This window comes from Nocardia sp. NPDC059228, assembly GCF_042754245.1.
Taxonomy (GTDB): Bacteria; Actinomycetota; Actinomycetes; order Mycobacteriales; family Mycobacteriaceae; genus Nocardia.
In genome coordinates, this window is the sequence record NZ_JBHZAL010000004.1 from 317206 (window position 1) to 333218 (window position 16013).

The window sequence follows — 16013 nt, forward strand, 5'->3', positions numbered from 1 at the left end:
TCGCGAACCGACCGGCGAGGGCCGACCCGCTCGGCGCCTAGTGCGAGGAGGCGATCTCGCGGGCGGCGTCGTGCGCTGCCGCGAAATCCGCGACCAGGTCGGCGAACGTCACGGCATGCGTGAGCGGCAGATAGTGGCCCGCGCGCGGCACGATCAGGAGCCGGCCGTTCGCGCAGGCACGCACGAAACGCTGTTCGCCCAGGCGGAAGTGGTCGTGACCGCCGTTGATCAGGCGCACCGGGCCCGGGTAGGTCGCCAGTGCGGCAACCGGATCGAAACCGGATACGGCGGCGAGCACATCCGGAATCACCTCGGTGGCGATGCCTCCGCGGGCGATCGCCGTGGCCACCCGGGGTGGCACCGCACGGTCGAAGACCTTCTCGCTGAGGGCCTGTCCGCCGTCGGGCCGGGACGACAGGACGCGATGCATGAGCTGGAACGGGGTCGCCAGTGCGGGCCCCGGGACCAGGGTGGCGCCGGCGAGCATCACGCCCGCTACCTGGTCCGGATGGCCCGCCGCGGCCGCGATGGTGGTGAGGCCGCCCAGGGAATGACCGACGACCAGTGCGGGTCCGCCGAGTCGATCGAGACCCGCGCGCACGGCCTCGACCGCGCCCGGCAGCGTGAAGCGCTCACCGCGGCGGGTGCCGTGGCCGGGTAGATCGATCGCCAGGACCGGGCGCTGCGGGGTGAGATGCTCGCCCACCTCCACCCAGCAGGTGCTGCTCAGCCGAATGCCGTGGACCAGCAGGACCGGCGTTCTCGTCATGACTACCTCCCGAATCGAAATGCAACGCTGCGTTGCGTTTCCATGAAAGCAGTGCCGGAAATGCAACGCAACGTTGTGTTGTATTTTGGGGGAGTGACGACACCGGGACGGCGATCGGCGGGCAGGCCGCGACAGGCCGAGGCGATTTTCGGGGCGACCCTGGACCTGCTGGCGGCCAAGGGTTACGACGGGCTGACGATGGAGGCGGTGGCCGAACGGTCGGGGGTGAACAAGACGACGCTGTACCGGTGGTGGCCGGCCAAGGACGCGCTGCTGGCCGCGGCGCTCATCGACTCCGACGTACTGGCCTTCCCGGTGCCGGACACCGGCGGCCTGCGGGGCGATCTGCTGGCGCTCGCGCAGGCGATCGCGGGGCTGCTGACCGCCGAGGCGACCGCACCCATCGCGATCGCCGTGCTGGCGGCCGCCCCCGCGCGCCCGCACCTGGCAGCGGTCGGGGCGTCGTTCTTCGCTGACCGGCTCGGCCGCGAACAGCCGGTGTTCCAGCGCGCGGTGGCCCGGGGCGAACTGGCCGCGACCTGCGATCCGGCGGCGATCATGGACCTGCTCGCCGGCGCGATCTGGTTCCGGCTGCTGCTGCGCGGCGAGCCGCTGACGCCCGAATATCTCAGCGGCGCAGTCGATCTGGTGATGAATGGCCTACCCGCGGCCGGCCGGGCGGGCTAGGCGGGATTCGCCCCGACCATCCGCAGCGCGAGCGCCGCGTAGTCGGCGCCGATCTCCTCGGGAGAGCGGCGGTAGTCCCTCTGGTACCAGCGCGCGGTGTCCACACACAGCGACATCAGCGCCAGCGTGACGGCATTGGTGTCGGTGACGTCGAAGACGTCGTCGGCGAGGCCCTGGCTCACGAGATCGCGGACCAGGCGGTGAATGGCGACCTGGAGGTCGACGACCTCGGAGCGGTGCTCGGGGGTCAGGTCGGTCATGTGGTGCAGGACCACACGCACCGAGGCGGCGTGCTCGGCATGCCAGACGGTGAGATCGCGTACCACGGCGCTGAGATGGTCGGCGGCGCTGCCGGAACCGGCGGACGCGGCCACCGCGACCTGATGGGTCAGGCGCATGGACGACAGCGAGATGCGGTAGAGCACTTCCTCTTTGGAGCCGAAGTGCACGTACAGGCCCGCGGGGCTCAGCCCGGCGCGGGCGGCGATGTCGCGGGTGGTGGTGGCGTGGAAGCCGCGCTCGGCGAAGGCGTCGATGGCGGCCAGGAAGATCCGCCGCTGGCCCTCGGGGAAGCGGCGCTGGGTGAGCTCCAGGTGCGCCACCGCGGCGGTGTCACGAGAGCCGTCGGCGGCGGTGTCGCGGATGCCGTTCCCGGTGATCGGCGCGATGTCGTCGTTACCCATCGAATGAGTATCTCCCAGAGAGTGTTTCACCCGATCACCGGCCGGGCGCGAGGGCCGCCCGGCCGGTGGGGTGGGGGTGACGGGGCTCCGGTCACATGTAGACTAAGCGGACGCTTAGTCCGGCGCGGCCCCGAGACCGTGACGCCGGGATCCGCCGGGCATCCGCGTAGCCCGGACGTCGATCCCCGTCACGCGGCCGGGCGCGGAAACCCGACGTGCCGTCCGGGTTTCCGTGCCCAGGCCGGACCCGTCACGCCACGCGGGTGAGGACCTGCGCGCCCGCGTCGGTGATCGCGATCGTGTGCTCGGAGTGCGCGGTGCGCGAACCGTCGGCCGAGCGCAGGGTCCAGCCGTCCGGGTCGGTGACGATGCGGTCGGTGCCGCGCGCGAACCAGGGTTCGATGGCGAGGGTGAGGCCGGGGCGCAGCCGGAAGCCGCGCCCGGCGCGGCCGTCGTTGGGTACGTGGGGGTCCTCGTGCATGGTGCGGCCCAGGCCGTGACCGCCGAATTCGGTGTTGATCGGGTAGCCGCCGGCGCGGGCGACCTGTGCGATGGCCGCCGACAGGTCGCCGATGGTGTTGCCGGGCCGCGCCGCCGCGATGGCCGCGTCGAGGGCCTGTTCGGTGGCGCGGACCAGGCGCGCGTCCTCCGGATCGGGGGCGCCGACGATCGTGGTGACCGCGGAGTCGGCGACCCAGCCGTCGATGCTCACCGCCAGATCCATGCTCAGCACGTCGCCGTCGCGCAGCGTGTAGTCGAACGGAAGTCCGTGCAGCACAGCGTCATTGACCGAGAGGCAGACGGTGTTGCGGAACGGGCCGCGCCCGAACGAGGGGGAGTAGTCCCAGTAGCAGGAGACCGCGCCGCGCTCGCGGATGCGGTCGCGCACCACGGCCTCCAGTTCCAGCAGATTCACCCCGATCTGCGCCTTCTCCCGCAGTTCGCTCAGCACTCCGGCCACGAACTGCCCGGTCACCCGCATGCGTTCGATCTCGGCCGGGCTCTTGAGCTCCACCATGACAACCTCCTCGTTTCGGTATTTTTATACCGACCATAGCGGGTTGCGGTATTTAAATACCAACCGTAGGGTGGCGGGCATGGTCCGACTGCCCCTCACCCCCGCCCAGCTGGAAGCCGGTCGGCGCCTGGGCGCCGCGCTGCGTGCCGCCCGTGGCGGCCGGGAGCTGCTGGAGGTCGCCGCGAGCGCGGGTATTTCACCGGAGACGCTGCGGAAGATCGAATCGGGCCGGCTGCCCACCCCGGCGTTCGGGACCGTGGTGGCCCTGAGCCGCGCACTGGACATCCCGCTCGACGAGCTCGCCGAGATCTGGCAGCCGGGCCACGCGGACCAGCGCTCGGCATCGTGACTGCGGGCCGACTCAGTCGGCGGTCAGTTCCACCGGCACCGCGATGACATCCACCATCGCGCCGTTGCGCAGCACCGTCACCGGCAGCGAGCGGCCGATGGCATCAGCGAACAGCTGCCGCTGAATCCCCTGGGCGTCACGGATTTCGGTGCGCGCGATGCTGAGCATCAGATCCCCGCGCCGCAGTCCGGCGCGCTCGGCCGGGCCGCCGTGCACCACCTCGACGATGCGCAGCCCGGCGTCCTGCCCGGTGCGGGCGGCCACGGCGGTGGGCAGCGGTGCGGGCACCCCGACCACTCCCAGGTAGGCGCGCCGGACCCGGCCCTCGGCGAGCAGGGTGCTGATGATGCGGCGGGTGGTGGCATTGATCGGAATGGCCAGGCCCAGGCCGATGCCGGCGACCGCGGTATTGATCCCCACCACCCGGCCCGCCGAATCCGCCAGCGCCCCACCGGAATTGCCGGGGTTGAGGGCGGCGTCGGTCTGGATCACGTCCTCGATCACGCGGGCGGCGCGGCGATTGCCCACCGGCACCGACCGGCCCAGCGCGCTCACCACGCCCGCCGTCACCGACCCGGCCAGCCCGAGCGGACTGCCCACCGCGACCACCAGCTGGCCCACCACCAGGGTGTCGGCGTCGCCCAGCGTCACCGCGGTCGGTGCGCCGCCGCGGGCGCGCAGCACCGCCAGGTCCGAGAGCGGATCCACACCCACCACATCGAATCTCGATTCCAGCCCGTCGGCGAACACCACGGTGCCCTCGGCCGCCTCCCCCACCACGTGCGCGTTGGTGAGCAGGAAGCCGTCGTCGGTGAAGACCACCGCCGAGCCCCCGCCGCGGCGGGTCTGCACGCTGGCGACGTGCGGTGTCACCGATTTGGCGACCGCGATCACCGTGCGCGAGTAGGCGTCCATCGCCGCGGCGTCGGGGGTCCCGAAGCCGGGCTGCGGGGTCGATGCCGCTGAGTTCGCGTTCTCGTCCATCGACGAGAGGGCAGCTTCGTCGTCCACGACGACCACCATCCCGATTACATGATTACGTTGCCTCAATCCCAGGATGCGCGCGAAACCATCGTCACGACAACCGGTTCGCCGACAGCGCAACCACACTTCGGGCAGGCCGAGGTCAGGGCCTCAGCGGAGGCGGTACTTCAGGTGGGTGACCCGGGTGCCGGCGACGATTTCGGGATCCTCCAGCAGCACCGGCGCGTTGGAGAGTTCACCCAGCAGCGGGACGCCGCCGCCGAGCAGCACCGGCACGATATCGACCCAGATCTCGTCCAGCAGGCCCTGTTCCAGGCACTGGCGGGCCACATTGCCGCCGCTGACGCCCACCATCTTCGCGCCGGCGATGCCGCGCGCGACCTCCACGGCCTCCTTCACACCGCCGGTGACGAAGGTGAAGGGCGCATCGGGATGGTCGGCGACCCACTCGTCGGGCACGGTGTGGGTGACCACCACGATGGGCTTGTCCGCCGGGTGCACGCCGCCCCAGCCGTCGGTCAGGGTGAACAGGCGCTTGCCGACGATGTAGACGCCGACCCCGTCGAGCCAGGCCCGCAGATACGCGGCGTCTTCGCGGGTCAGGTTGAACGGGATCTCGGGGTGGGTGCTGGGGATCGGGACGTCGCCGCTCTGGTACCAGGCGAACAGGTGCTCGAATCCGGTTTCGCCCGGGCCCGCGATGTATCCGTCGAGGGACATGCTCGCGCCGGTGACTACCTTGCTCATTGCCGAACTCCTTCATGGGTGGGACGAAGCGGCGGGGGATTGCCGTCTCTGCGATGAAGTCGGAGCCGATATCGGCAAATCATCGTTCATGCCCCCGAGAAGTTGCCGGGAAACCATGGCGCGGAACCGGACCGGTGCACGCGCCGACCGCGCGCGGTCGGGCCACCGCCACGCCGTTCAGTCGTGGCGGGTGGCATGCCGGGGCAGCAGCACGCACAGCGCCGCGCACCCGAGCATGGCGGCCACGATCCAGGGCGCGGCGGCGTGGAAGCCCTCGGCCGGGCCCGCGGAGCTGTGGTGGAAGAACACCGTGCCGATCACCGCGACACCCAGCGCGCCACCGAATTGCTGTGCGGTGGAGAGGATTCCGGATCCGGCGCTCGCGGTCTCGGCGGGCACCGCGGACAGCACCACGTTCGCCAGCGGCACCACCAGGAACCCGAGGCCGGCACCCGCGAGCAGCAGTCCCGGCACCAGCGGCCAGGCCCCGGTGTGGTGGGCGGCGGCGTGGTCGACGGCGTAACCGACCCAGCCGAAACCACCCGCCATCAGCAGCGCGCCTGCCAGCAGCACCCAGCGGCCGAATTTCACGGCCAGGCCGTCGGCGGGTGGTGCGGTGAGGAATCCGCCCGCGGAGAACGCGACGGTGAGTACACCGGCCTGCATCGGGGTGTAGCCCTGGCCGGCCTGCAGCCACAGCGCGAAGATCAGGAAGAAGCCCTGCATGCCGATCGAGAACAGCAGCTGCACGAGCAGACCCACCGAGAAGGCCGGACGCCGGAACACCGGCAGCGGCAGCAGCGGCGCGGTCGCCTGACGCCGGGACTCGGCCAGCGCCAGTCCCGCCAGCGCCACGACACCCGCGGCCAGGCACAGCCAGCCCCACACCGGCCAGCCATTGGCCTCGCCCTGGACCAGCGGGTACACGACGGCCACCAGGCCGCCGGCCAGTACCAGCGTGCCGAGCAGGTCCGGGCGGGCCGCGCCGCGTTCGCCGGTGCCGGGAATCAGCAGCGCGCCCAGCACCACGACGGCCACCGCCACCGGGACGTTCACCAGGAAGATGGCCCGCCAGCCCCAGCCGAACAGGTCGGCGTCGGTCAGGACACCGCCGAGCAGCAGGCCGATGGCCGAGGCGAAACCGGCGATGGCGCCGTACATTCCGAATACCGCGCCCCGCTCCTTGCCCTCGAACAGGGTACGGAACGAGCCGAGCACCTGCGGCACGATGAGCGCCGCCGCCACACCCTCCAGCCCGCGGGCCCCGATCAGCTGGCCGGGTGACTGCGCCAGCCCGCAGGCCAGGCTCGCCAGCCCGAATGCGGTGGTGCCGCACAGGAACAGCAACTTGCGACCGTACCGGTCGCCGAGGTGACCGGCCACGATGAGGCTGGCCGCGAATCCGAGCAGATACGCCGACACCAGCCACTGCAACTGATCGCCCGCGGCGTGCAGATCGGTCCCGATCGAGGGCAGTGCGACATTGACGATGGTGACGTCGAGCAGATCCATGAGCGCGGCCACCATCATGACCACGGCCGCGGCCCACCGTCGTGGATGCGGGATGACCTGCGAGTTCTCGGGTGGTGCGGGGGTTGTGAGGGTCATGTCGGACTCCTGGAAAGTATTTCGTTCGGCCGAACAAAACAATATGACCGACGCTGGAGTCCGTCAAGAGGTTCGTTCGGGCGAACGAAATACTTGGTAGAGTCGTGCCATGACCAGCACCACCGAGCCGGGGGAGTCCGGCGACAGCACGGACGAGCGCCGCGCGGCGGTGATCGGCGAGCTCGACAATGTCGGCCGCGACTCCAGCACGGTCGCCGTCATGTTCCACAGCGCCATCGCCGCCAAACAGGGCCTGGGGGCGACCGATATGAAGGCCATCGACCTGCTCCAGCGGCACGGCCCGCTGACCGCCAAGGAACTGGGCGAGCGCAGCGGCCTGGCCCCCGCCTCGGTGACCGGCCTGGTGGACCGGCTCGAACGACGCGGCTACCTGCGCCGCGTCCCGCACCCCACCGACAAGCGCCGGATCCTGATCGAACTCTGCGAGCAGCCGGTCGACACCGAACTGGTGCCGCTGTTCGAGGACTGGGCCCGCGAAGTCCACTCGCACTACGAGGATTTCAGCACCGAGGAACTCGAAACCGTCATCCGCTTCCTGCGCGGCTCCACCGCCCGCCAGCGCGCACTGGCCGCCCGGCTCGACGCGGAGTAGCCACGGCGGCCGACGGTCTCGGCGCACCGTGCCTCACGGTGACGCGCGCTCACCCGCTGGCAAGCGCCACCGGAATCGTCATGATCGAGGGGCGAGGCGGCGGGAGGACGCCCGGCGCGACGCGGATCGCGCTGGGCGGCAACGGGATCCAGATTTTCGGTGCGGCGCCGCCGGACCGGGTCAGGTCGCCTGGCTCACCGAGGACATGTGGAAGTCGGGAATCCGCAAGGGCGGCATGGCCGTCCGGGTGAACCAGTCCTTCCACTCGCGCGGCAGGGTGATCTCGGTACGGCCCGCCTCGCCGACCCGGCGCAGCAGATCCAGGGGGCTCTCGTTGAAGCGGAAGTTGTTGACCGCCGCGGTGACCTCACCGTTCTCGACCAGGTAGACGCCGTCGCGGGTGAGGCCGGTGAGCAGCAGCGTGGCCGGATCGACCTCGCGGATGTACCACAGGCAGGTCAGCAGCAGCCCGCGTTCGGTGCGCGCGATCATGTCCGGCAGGGTGGCCTCGCCGCCGCCGGTCATGAGCAGGTTCTCACCCGGCACCGTGACGGGTGCGTCGAATTCGGCGGCCGTGGCGCGCGGGTAGACCAGTGACTCGATCACGCCCTCGCGGACCCAGTCGGTGCGCTGCGCGGTCAGGCCGTTGTCGAACACCGACAGCGACTCCGACGACGACGGTGTCGCCACGAACGGCCGGTACTCGAGCCCCGCCGCGCTCGGATCCGAGTACAGCGTGAGCGGAATCCCGGTCAGCCGCTCCCCGATTCGGGTGCCGCCCGCCCGCGAGAACGCGGTGTGGCCCTCGTGCGCGCCGCGGCCCTCCATGGTCCAGGCCATGTAGATCATCAGATCGGCGACGGCCGAGGGCGGCAGCAGCGTCTCGTAGCGGCCCGCGGGCAGGTCGACGCGGCGCGAGCTCCAGTCCAGGCGGCGCGCCAGTTCGGCCAGCAGGCCGGGGGTGTCGACATCGGCGAAGTCGGTGGTGCCGGTGCCGACCCAGGCACTGGCCAGCTCCGCGCCTGCGCCCCGCTTGCCATTGATCTCCACCGAGCCGGTGGGCTGCACCCAGCGCCGGCGCAAACCGGTGGAGGTGCCCAGCCAGGTGGAGTGCATCTGGTGGTGGGCGAAACCGTAGAGGCGGTCGGCGCCGTCGAAGCCGGCGGCGAGATCGGTTGCCAGCGTGGTGAAGACGCCGATGTCGGTGGTGGCCGGGTCGCCGTCCCAGTCGAGCAGCTTGTCGAGGGTGTCGGCGTCGACGGCGTCCGGGTGCAGCAGCGGCATGGCGTCGCGCGCGGGTTCGGCGGTGCGGGCCGCGGTTTCGCTGGCGCGCACCACGGCTTCGATATCGGCGGGATCCACGCTGGTGGAGCTGACGCTGCCGACGCGGGCGGTGTCCGGGCCGTCGCGGAACACCGAGACGACCGCCCAGTCCCGCGAGACCGAGGAACCGTTGGTGGTCATGGAATTTCCGGCCCAGCGCAGCGACGCCTCGTGGGCGTCGGTGACGATCACCATGGCCTCGTCCGCGCGGGAGGCCCGCAGCGCGCGGTCGACGACCTCGGGGGCGGGGAGCACACTCACCGTGTCGGTCCTTTCCTACTGTCCGGCTTCGGCGCGGGTATTGAGAATATTGATGCCGCGCACCAGGACCGAGGGACAGCCGTGGGAGACCGCCGCCACCTGACCGGGTTGCGCCTTACCGCAGTTGAACGCCCCACCCAGCATCCAGGTCGAGGGCCCGCCGACCGCCTCCATCGAACCCCAGAAGTCGGTGGTGGTGGCCTGGTAGGCGACATCGCGCAGCTGCCCGGCCAGTTCGCCGTTGCGGATGCGGAAGAAGCGCTGACCGGTGAACTGGAAGTTGTAGCGCTGCATATCGATCGACCACGACTTGTCGCCGACGACGTAGATGCCGTTCTCCACGCGGGAGATGAGCTCGGCGGTGCTGGTGTCGCGGTCGGGATCGGGTTGCAGCGACACATTGGCCATGCGCTGGATCGGCACGTGGTGTGCGGAATCGGCGTAGGAGCAGCCGTTGGAGCGTTCGAGACCCAGGCGCGGCGCGAACACGCGATCGAGCTGGTAGCCGACGAGCACGCCGTCGCGCACGAGGTCCCAGCGCTGCCCGGCCACGCCCTCGTCGTCCCAGCCGACCGTGGCCAGACCGTGCTGCTGGGTGCGGTCGCCGGTCACGTGCATGATCGGGGTGCCGTACCGCAGGGTGCCCAGCAGATCGGGGGTGGCGAAAGAGGTACCCGCGTAGGCGGATTCATAGCCGATGGCGCGGTCGTACTCGGTGGCGTGGCCGATGGACTCGTGGATGGTCAGCCACAGATTGGTCGGGTCGATGACCAGGTCGGCAGGCCCGGCCTGCACGGTCGGGGCCTTCACCTTCTCGGCCAGCCACTCCGGCATCCGCGCGAGTTCGCCTGCCCAGTCCCAGGTTCCGTCCGCGCCGGTCACGTACTCCCAGCCGCGCCCGGCCGGGGCGGCGAGGGTCCGCATGGTCTCGAACACGCCCGCCGACGGGTCGACGGTGATGGCCTCGAACTGCGGGTGCAGCCGGACCCGTTGCTGGGTGATGCGGGAGCCGAAGCTGTCGGCGTAGAAGGTCTGCTCCTTGACCTGCAGCACCGATGCCGTCACGTGATCCACGCCGTCGGCGGCCTGCAGCCGGCCCGAATAGTCCAGCAGCAGCGCCACTTTGTCCGGCGTCGGCACCTCGAAGGGGTCCACCTCGTAGGCGGAGACGTACTCCGCGCCGTCGTAGCGCGGTTCCGGGGCCAGCTCGACGCGCTCGCGATTGAGCGCGCGCAGGGTCCGCGCGACGGTGACCGCGCGGCGTGCCACCTCGGCGGCGGTACCGGTGGTGAGGTCGGCGTGCGAGGCGAAACCCCAGGTGCCGTCGACGATCACGCGCACCGCGAACCCGAGATCGGTACTGTCGGACACTGATTCGACGCGTCCGTCGCGCAATCGGATGGACTGCTGCACGAGTCGATGCACGCGCAGGTCGGCGTACTCGGCCCCGGCCGCGCGGGCGGCGCCGAGCGCGGCGTCGGCCAGCGCGGACAGCGGCAGCGCGCGGAACTGCTCGTCCACGACCTTGGTAGCGATGCTCACCCGCACCACGCTAGAGGCCGACACGCCGGGCGTTCAAGAAACGACTCACCTCGAACTGAATTCACCCCGCGCAAAAGTGCATACGCTGCAACGATGCACGAAGTGTGAAGCAGCACAGCCTGAAACGGCGCGCACGACAGCTGGACATGCCGCGTTTTGCTGACCGGATGCCGTACTGTCTGCCCGCGTGCCGCCATCCGCACTCCGCGATCGCAAACGGGAACGCACCCGCCGAGCCCTGCTCGAAGCCGCCGTCGAACAGTTCGAGAGCCGAGGTTATGAGGCGACCACCGTCGCCGATATCGCGGCCGCCGCCGAAGTCGGCACCCGGACGTTCTTCAACTACTTCGCCAGCAAAGAGGAACTACTGTTCCCCGAGCCGGACGAACGTGTGCAGGCCGCCGTGCGCGCCATCGCCACCCGCCGTGCCGGGGAACGCCCCGTCGAGGTGCTGCTGCGCGCCCTGCGCGCCGCCGGGGACAATCCCGGCGACCACCTCGGCGACACCCTCGCCGCCCGCATCGCCGTGCTGCGCGCGCAGGTTTCGCGCACCGTGCCCGCCGTCTCGGGTCGCGCCGCCTACGCCCAGCTCGCCTCCCAGCAGGAGATCGCGCGCCAGCTGCGCGCCGCCTTCCCCGACGAACTCGACGACGTCGGCGCGGCCGCGCTGGTGGGCGCGGTGGTCGGGGCCGTCTCGGGCGCGCTCACCGTGCTGTTCCAGCGGCCCGGCCTCGAGGACGGCGAAGCGCTGCAACGCAAGATCCAGGAGACCACCTCGAAGGTGCTGGCGCCGTGGCTGACCCAGCCCGAGACCGCCGCGCCGCGCGAATTGCCCGGCGAGCAGACCGCATTGCCGTCCGACGGGCCACTACGCCAGGAGTCCGACGCCTTCCGGCCGATGCCCACCGTGCACCGGCTCGGCCCGGAGTCCTTGCAGCGCTCCGCCTTCGACGGCGGCAGCCCGCGTTCGCTGCCGGGCGGTCACCGGCCCGCCGAGGACGCCCGCGTCTGACCGTCGCGGGTCCGGGGTCAGCCGCCGAACTGCTGCCAGCCCAGGCGGATCACCATGGCGACGACCACCGCCAGCAGGACGGCGCGGACAAAGCCGGCGCCCTTCGCCAGCGCCATGCGTGAACCGACCACGGACCCGGCCACATTCGCCACCGCCATGGACAGACCCAGCACCCACAGCACGTGGCCGGTGCTCGCCAGGAACAGCAGCGAGCCCAGGTTGGAGCCGCAGTTGATGACCTTCGCCATGGCGGCGGCGCGCACGAACTCGGTGCCGAGCAGGGTGGCGAAGGTGATGATCAGGAAGGTCCCGGTGCCGGGACCGAGAATGCCGTCGTAGAGCCCGATCAGGCCCGCGGCCAGGGCGACCACCAGGATCGTCTTGCGCCGGGTCGGCGGATGGGTGGCCATGGTGACGCCGACCGAGGGGCGCAGGGTCACGAAGATCGCCACGCCGACCAGCACGACCATCACGATCGGGACGAAGTATTTCTTGTCGATCAGCGCCACCGCCGCGGAACCGCAGGCGGCCGCGAGCGCGGCGATGACCGCGCCCGGGATCAGGACCTTCCAGCGCATCGGCACCCGGCGGGCGAAAGTGAGGACCGCGGCGCTGGTGCCGGAGAACGCGGCGATCTTGTTGGTGCCCAGGGCCGTCTGCGGAGCCAGGCCGGGCAGCACCACGAACAGGGTGGGCAGCACGATCAGGCCGCCGCCGCCGACCACCGCATCGACCCATCCGGCCGCCGTCGCCGCGGTCAGCAAGACCGCCCAGTCCGCAAGATTCACAGGGCGACCCAACCAGAAACCCCGGAGCAAGATCAAACGGTTGAGTGCCCAGGACAGGCCGACCCGAGGCCGCCCGCGGGCACGACCGTAGGGTGGACGGGTGCGCCGGTTCAGTTTGTGGCTGCGCGGCAAGCCGCTGATCACCGATTCCGCGGTGGCGCTGCTGCTGCTCACCATCGATGTGCTCGCCCTGAGCAACAGTCAGTACAAGCCGACCTACCTGGTCTTCAGTGTGCTGCTGCCGCTGCCGATCGTGTTCCGCCGCACCCACACCCGCGCCGCGGCGCTCGCGGTGGTGCTGCTGTCCATCGCGGCCTCACTGGTGCACGGGGCGGTCGGTGACACCTCCGTGCATCCGGCGCTGCTCGGGCTGGGCATCATGCTCTACACCCTGGTCGCGTATGTCGGCCGCCGCCAAGGTCTGCTCTACCTGGGCATCCTGCTGCTCGACAGCCTCATCTCGGCGGCCGCCATCGGTAAACCGTCGGGCACCGACATCGCCTTCACCGCCCTCTATTACGCACTGTGCTGGACGCTGGCCGAATTCGTCGGCGCCCGCCACGCCTACGACGCCGAGGTCGCCGCCCGCCTCGCCGTCGCCGACTACGACCGCGAACGCCGCGCCCACGACGCGGTCGCCGCCGAACGCACCCGCATCGCCCGCGAACTGCACGACGTGGTCGCGCACGCGGTCAGCGTCATCATCGTGCAGGCCGACGGCGCCCGCTACGCCCTGCGCCACGACCCGGACACCGCCGAACAGGCACTCACCACCATCGCCGGCACCGGCCGCGACGCCCTGCGCGAACTGCGGCGCACCGTCGAACTGCTGCGCACCGAGCATGCGCCCGAACAACTTCCGCAGCACGGCACCGCCGGCATCGCCAAGGTCGTCGACATGATGCGCAGCGCGGGCCTGGACGTCTCCCTCGAACTCAGCGGCGAACTCGACACCGTCACCCCCGAGGTCAGCCTCGGCATCCACCGCATCGTCCAGGAATCGCTCACCAACACCCTCCGCCACGCCGGCCCCGACCCGCACGCCGACGTCCGCGTCACCCGCCGCGACGCCGACGTCCTGCTCGACATCACCGACTCCGGCGGCGCCCCCGTCGAGCCCGCGACCACCCCCGGCGGCTGCGGATCCCCCAGCGCCCCAACCACACTCACCATTCTCCCGCCCCCGGCCCGCATCCCGGGCAGCGGCCTGGGCCTGGTCGGCATGCGCGAACGCATCGCCGTCCTCGGCGGCACCCTCACCGCGGGCCGAAATCCCCACGGCGGCTGGACCGTCCGCGCCACCATCCCCCTGGACCGCGACGTCCTCGACTGACCGGCTCCCACCTGCGACGACCAGATCGTCCCGCGATCGGCCCCGGCCCGCGCGCACCACCGCACCGGGCGGCCGGATAGGTTGTGGGGGTGCCGATCACCGTTCTCGTTGTCGATGACCAGGAGCTCATGCGGGCCGGACTGCGGATGGTGCTCGGTGCGCACCCCGACCTCGAGGTGGTGGGAGAGGCGGACAACGGGGCCACCGCCATCGCGCGGGCGGGGGAGCTGCGGCCCGACGTGGTGCTGATGGATGTGCGGATGCCGGTGACCGACGGGGTGACGGCGACGGCGCGGATCATCGAATCCGGGTGCGGGAGCCGGGTTCTGGTGATGACCACCTTCGATCTCGACGAGCACGCGCTGGGCGCGCTGCGCGCCGGGGCCAGTGGATTCCTGCTCAAGGACACGCCTCCGGAGGATCTGATCTCCGCGATTCGCAGTGTCGCCGCGGGGGATGCGGTGGTCTCGCCCAAGGTGACCAAGCGGCTGCTGGACCGCCTCATCGCCGAGGACCCGGCCGCCGGGCGCGATCCCCGCGTCCTCGATGTGCTCACCGCCCGCGAACGCGAGGTCCTTGAGCACATCGCCGCCGGGCGCTCCAACGCCGAGATCGCCGGCGCGCTGTTCCTGTCCGAGGCCACGGTGAAGACCCACGTCGGCCGGGTGCTCACCAAACTCGGCCTGCGCGACCGGGTGCAGGCCGTGGTGCTGGCCTACGAGACCGGGTTGGTGCGGCCGGGCAGCGCCTAGCCGGTGTGACCGGCGACGCATCCGGGAGAAAAACCGCGCGGTCGCGCGTTGCAGGGGTAGATCGATCGAAAGGATCGCCCGATGCCTGCCCTGTTGTTCCTCGCCTGGTTCGTCGCCGAGATCGCCACCCTCGTCGTGGTCGGCCACTTCATCGGCGTGTTCCCGACCATCCTGCTGCTGCTGGCGGGCTCGGCCGTGGGTCTGGTGCTGGTGCGCTCGCAGGGTCGGCGCGTGTTCCAGAGCTTCCGCCGCGCCGCCCGCGGTGAACTCGAACCCAGCACCGCCGTCGCCGACGGTGCCCTGGTCGCGGTCGGCGCGGTCCTGATGTTCGTGCCGGGACTGCTCACCACCGCGCTGGGTCTGCTGGCCCTGCTGCCCTTCACCCGTTTCCTGTTCCGCCCGGTCGTGGCCGCCTTCGCCGCCCGCCGCCTGAGCCGCGTCGCCACCGCGGTCGGCCCCTACGGCTACCGCAATGTCGTCATCGACCCCGACGGCGAGGTCATCGACGCCACCGTCGTGACCGAGTACTACGACGACGGCCAGGGCAACGGGTACAAGATGATCGACCCCCGCTGACCCACAGCGCCTTTCCTCACCCCGGTGTGTCCCGGCCTCAGAGCCGGTCGCGCACCGGGGTGATGACGTTGTCGACCAGCCAGGTGGCCACCTTGTCGGGATAGGGCGCCCGCAGGCTGAGCACGATGTGGGTGAAACCCGCGCCGATCAGATCCAGCACCGTGCCGCGGGTGCCCGCCGGGTCGTCGTAGTCGACGATGTACTGCACCGACCGGGTCAGTTGCGCCGGATCCCGCCCGAGCTCGGCACAGTGCGCGTCCAGCGTCCGGGAGCGCTCGGCGAGGAAGTCCAGGCCGTTGTGCGGCGGGCCCGGAATGTTCCACAGATCGGCGTGCTCGGCGACCAGCCGCAGCGTGCGGTCACCCCAGCCGCCGATCAGCAGCGGCGGGCGGCGGACCGGTTTGGGTTCGTTGCGATTGCCGCGCAACGTGTAATAGCGGCCGTGGAAGTCGAATTCCGGCTCGCTCCACATCTTTTCGAGGATCTCGATGGTCTCGGCCAGCCGGGCCAGGCCCTCGCCGGGCGAGACCATCGGCAGACCGTACGCCGCGTACTCGGCCTCGGCCGGATTCGGGCCCGCGATGCCGCCGGTATCGGCGGGCTGGCGGGTGCCGCCGACCCCGAGACCCATGATCAGCCGGCCCCCGGCGACCGCGTCGACCGTGCTCGCGATCTTGCCGAGCACCGCCGGTTCGCGAATCCGGTTGCTGGTCACCAGCAGTCCCAGCCCCAGCCGCCGGGTGCGGGCGGTCAGGGCCGCGAGCAGGGTCCAGCCCTCGAGGATCGGACCGTCCGCGGGCCCGGCCAGGGGCAGCAGGTGATCCCACAGCCAGGCGTCCGCGATCTCCGGCAGGGTGTCGGCCTCCTCCCAGACCCGCAGGATGTCGGTGTACGCGACCCGCATGGGCGTGGTCTTCAGGCCGAATTCGATATCCATCACTTCATCAATACTACTGATGATCAGCATG

General features: G+C 70.9%; 17 protein-coding genes. 7 read left to right on the forward strand and 10 right to left on the reverse strand.

The window, feature by feature from the left end; translation table 11 throughout:
- Positions 1–37: 37 nt before the first annotated feature.
- Positions 38–769, reverse strand: coding sequence for an alpha/beta fold hydrolase (locus ACFXKA_RS09720; protein WP_379426832.1), 732 nt, complete (start codon positions 767–769; stop codon positions 38–40).
- 93 nt (positions 770–862) lie between these two features.
- Between ACFXKA_RS09720 and ACFXKA_RS09725 the strand changes: the two genes are divergently transcribed.
- Positions 863–1456: a TetR/AcrR family transcriptional regulator gene (locus ACFXKA_RS09725; RefSeq protein WP_379426833.1), complete on the forward strand. Its 594-nt coding sequence runs from the start codon at positions 863–865 to the stop codon at positions 1454–1456.
- On the opposite strand, the gene ACFXKA_RS09730 is transcribed toward ACFXKA_RS09725, so the two are convergent.
- Both ACFXKA_RS09730 and map read right to left on the reverse strand, forming a co-directional pair.
- Positions 1453–2139 (reverse strand): TetR/AcrR family transcriptional regulator, encoded by a 687-nt coding sequence (locus ACFXKA_RS09730; protein ID WP_379426834.1) that lies wholly within the window; start codon positions 2137–2139, stop codon positions 1453–1455. The genes ACFXKA_RS09725 and ACFXKA_RS09730 overlap by 4 nt on opposite strands.
- A 250-nt stretch (positions 2140–2389) precedes the next feature.
- On the reverse strand, positions 2390–3157 hold the full coding sequence (map, locus tag ACFXKA_RS09735; protein ID WP_379426835.1) for a type I methionyl aminopeptidase: 768 nt from the start codon (positions 3155–3157) through the stop codon (positions 2390–2392).
- A 79-nt stretch (positions 3158–3236) separates the two neighbouring features.
- Here map and ACFXKA_RS09740 point away from each other — a divergent pair, with 79 nt between their 5' ends.
- Entirely contained in the window at positions 3237–3506 is a 270-nt protein-coding gene (locus ACFXKA_RS09740; protein WP_354832275.1) for a helix-turn-helix transcriptional regulator, read from the forward strand.
- Between the two features lie 12 nt (positions 3507–3518).
- Here the strand turns inward: ACFXKA_RS09740 and ACFXKA_RS09745 are convergent, their stop codons facing one another.
- The 3 genes from ACFXKA_RS09745 to ACFXKA_RS09755 form a co-directional block, all read right to left on the reverse strand.
- On the reverse strand, positions 3519–4421 hold the full coding sequence (locus ACFXKA_RS09745) for a S1C family serine protease (protein ID WP_379426923.1): 903 nt from the start codon (positions 4419–4421) through the stop codon (positions 3519–3521).
- Between the two features lie 219 nt (positions 4422–4640).
- Positions 4641–5237, reverse strand: coding sequence for a dihydrofolate reductase family protein (locus ACFXKA_RS09750; protein ID WP_379426836.1), 597 nt, complete (start codon positions 5235–5237; stop codon positions 4641–4643).
- Positions 5238–5414: 177 nt separating this feature from the next.
- The gene (locus ACFXKA_RS09755) at positions 5415–6845 is read right to left on the reverse strand and encodes an MFS transporter (protein WP_379426837.1); all 1431 of its coding nucleotides are present in this window, start codon (positions 6843–6845) and stop codon (positions 5415–5417) included.
- A gap of 109 nt (positions 6846–6954) precedes the next feature.
- Between ACFXKA_RS09755 and ACFXKA_RS09760 the strand changes: the two genes are divergently transcribed.
- Positions 6955–7458, forward strand: coding sequence for a MarR family winged helix-turn-helix transcriptional regulator (locus tag ACFXKA_RS09760; RefSeq protein WP_379426838.1), 504 nt, complete (start codon positions 6955–6957; stop codon positions 7456–7458).
- Between the two features lie 180 nt (positions 7459–7638).
- On the opposite strand, the gene ACFXKA_RS09765 is transcribed toward ACFXKA_RS09760, so the two are convergent.
- Positions 7639–9036 (reverse strand): metallopeptidase TldD-related protein, encoded by a 1398-nt coding sequence (locus ACFXKA_RS09765; protein WP_379426924.1) that lies wholly within the window; start codon positions 9034–9036, stop codon positions 7639–7641.
- A 21-nt stretch (positions 9037–9057) separates the two neighbouring features.
- Positions 9058–10584 carry a TldD/PmbA family protein gene (locus ACFXKA_RS09770; protein ID WP_379426839.1) on the reverse strand — a complete coding sequence of 509 codons (1527 nt, stop codon included), beginning with the start codon at positions 10582–10584 and terminating at the stop codon, positions 9058–9060.
- A gap of 187 nt (positions 10585–10771) precedes the next feature.
- On the opposite strand from ACFXKA_RS09770, the gene ACFXKA_RS09775 reads away from it, so the two are divergent.
- On the forward strand, positions 10772–11596 hold the full coding sequence (locus ACFXKA_RS09775) for a TetR/AcrR family transcriptional regulator (protein ID WP_379426840.1): 825 nt from the start codon (positions 10772–10774) through the stop codon (positions 11594–11596).
- Between the two features lie 17 nt (positions 11597–11613).
- Here ACFXKA_RS09775 and ACFXKA_RS09780 read toward each other — a convergent pair whose 3' ends face one another.
- Positions 11614–12384, reverse strand: coding sequence for a TSUP family transporter (locus tag ACFXKA_RS09780; protein WP_379426841.1), 771 nt, complete (start codon positions 12382–12384; stop codon positions 11614–11616).
- A gap of 100 nt (positions 12385–12484) precedes the next feature.
- Here ACFXKA_RS09780 and ACFXKA_RS09785 point away from each other — a divergent pair, with 100 nt between their 5' ends.
- The 3 genes from ACFXKA_RS09785 (at position 12485) to ACFXKA_RS09795 (ending at position 15045) form a co-directional block, all read left to right on the forward strand.
- Positions 12485–13717, forward strand: a complete 1233-nt coding sequence (locus ACFXKA_RS09785) for a sensor histidine kinase (RefSeq protein WP_379426842.1) — start codon at positions 12485–12487, stop codon at positions 13715–13717.
- A gap of 89 nt (positions 13718–13806) precedes the next feature.
- The gene (locus tag ACFXKA_RS09790) at positions 13807–14469 is read left to right on the forward strand and encodes a response regulator transcription factor (RefSeq protein ID WP_354832289.1); all 663 of its coding nucleotides are present in this window, start codon (positions 13807–13809) and stop codon (positions 14467–14469) included.
- An 81-nt stretch (positions 14470–14550) separates the two neighbouring features.
- Entirely contained in the window at positions 14551–15045 is a 495-nt protein-coding gene (locus ACFXKA_RS09795; protein WP_354832291.1) for an FxsA family protein, read from the forward strand.
- A gap of 37 nt (positions 15046–15082) precedes the next feature.
- Here ACFXKA_RS09795 and ACFXKA_RS09800 read toward each other — a convergent pair whose 3' ends face one another.
- Positions 15083–15982, reverse strand: a complete 900-nt coding sequence (locus ACFXKA_RS09800) for an LLM class flavin-dependent oxidoreductase (RefSeq protein ID WP_379426925.1) — start codon at positions 15980–15982, stop codon at positions 15083–15085.
- Positions 15983–16013: the final 31 nt, after the last annotated feature.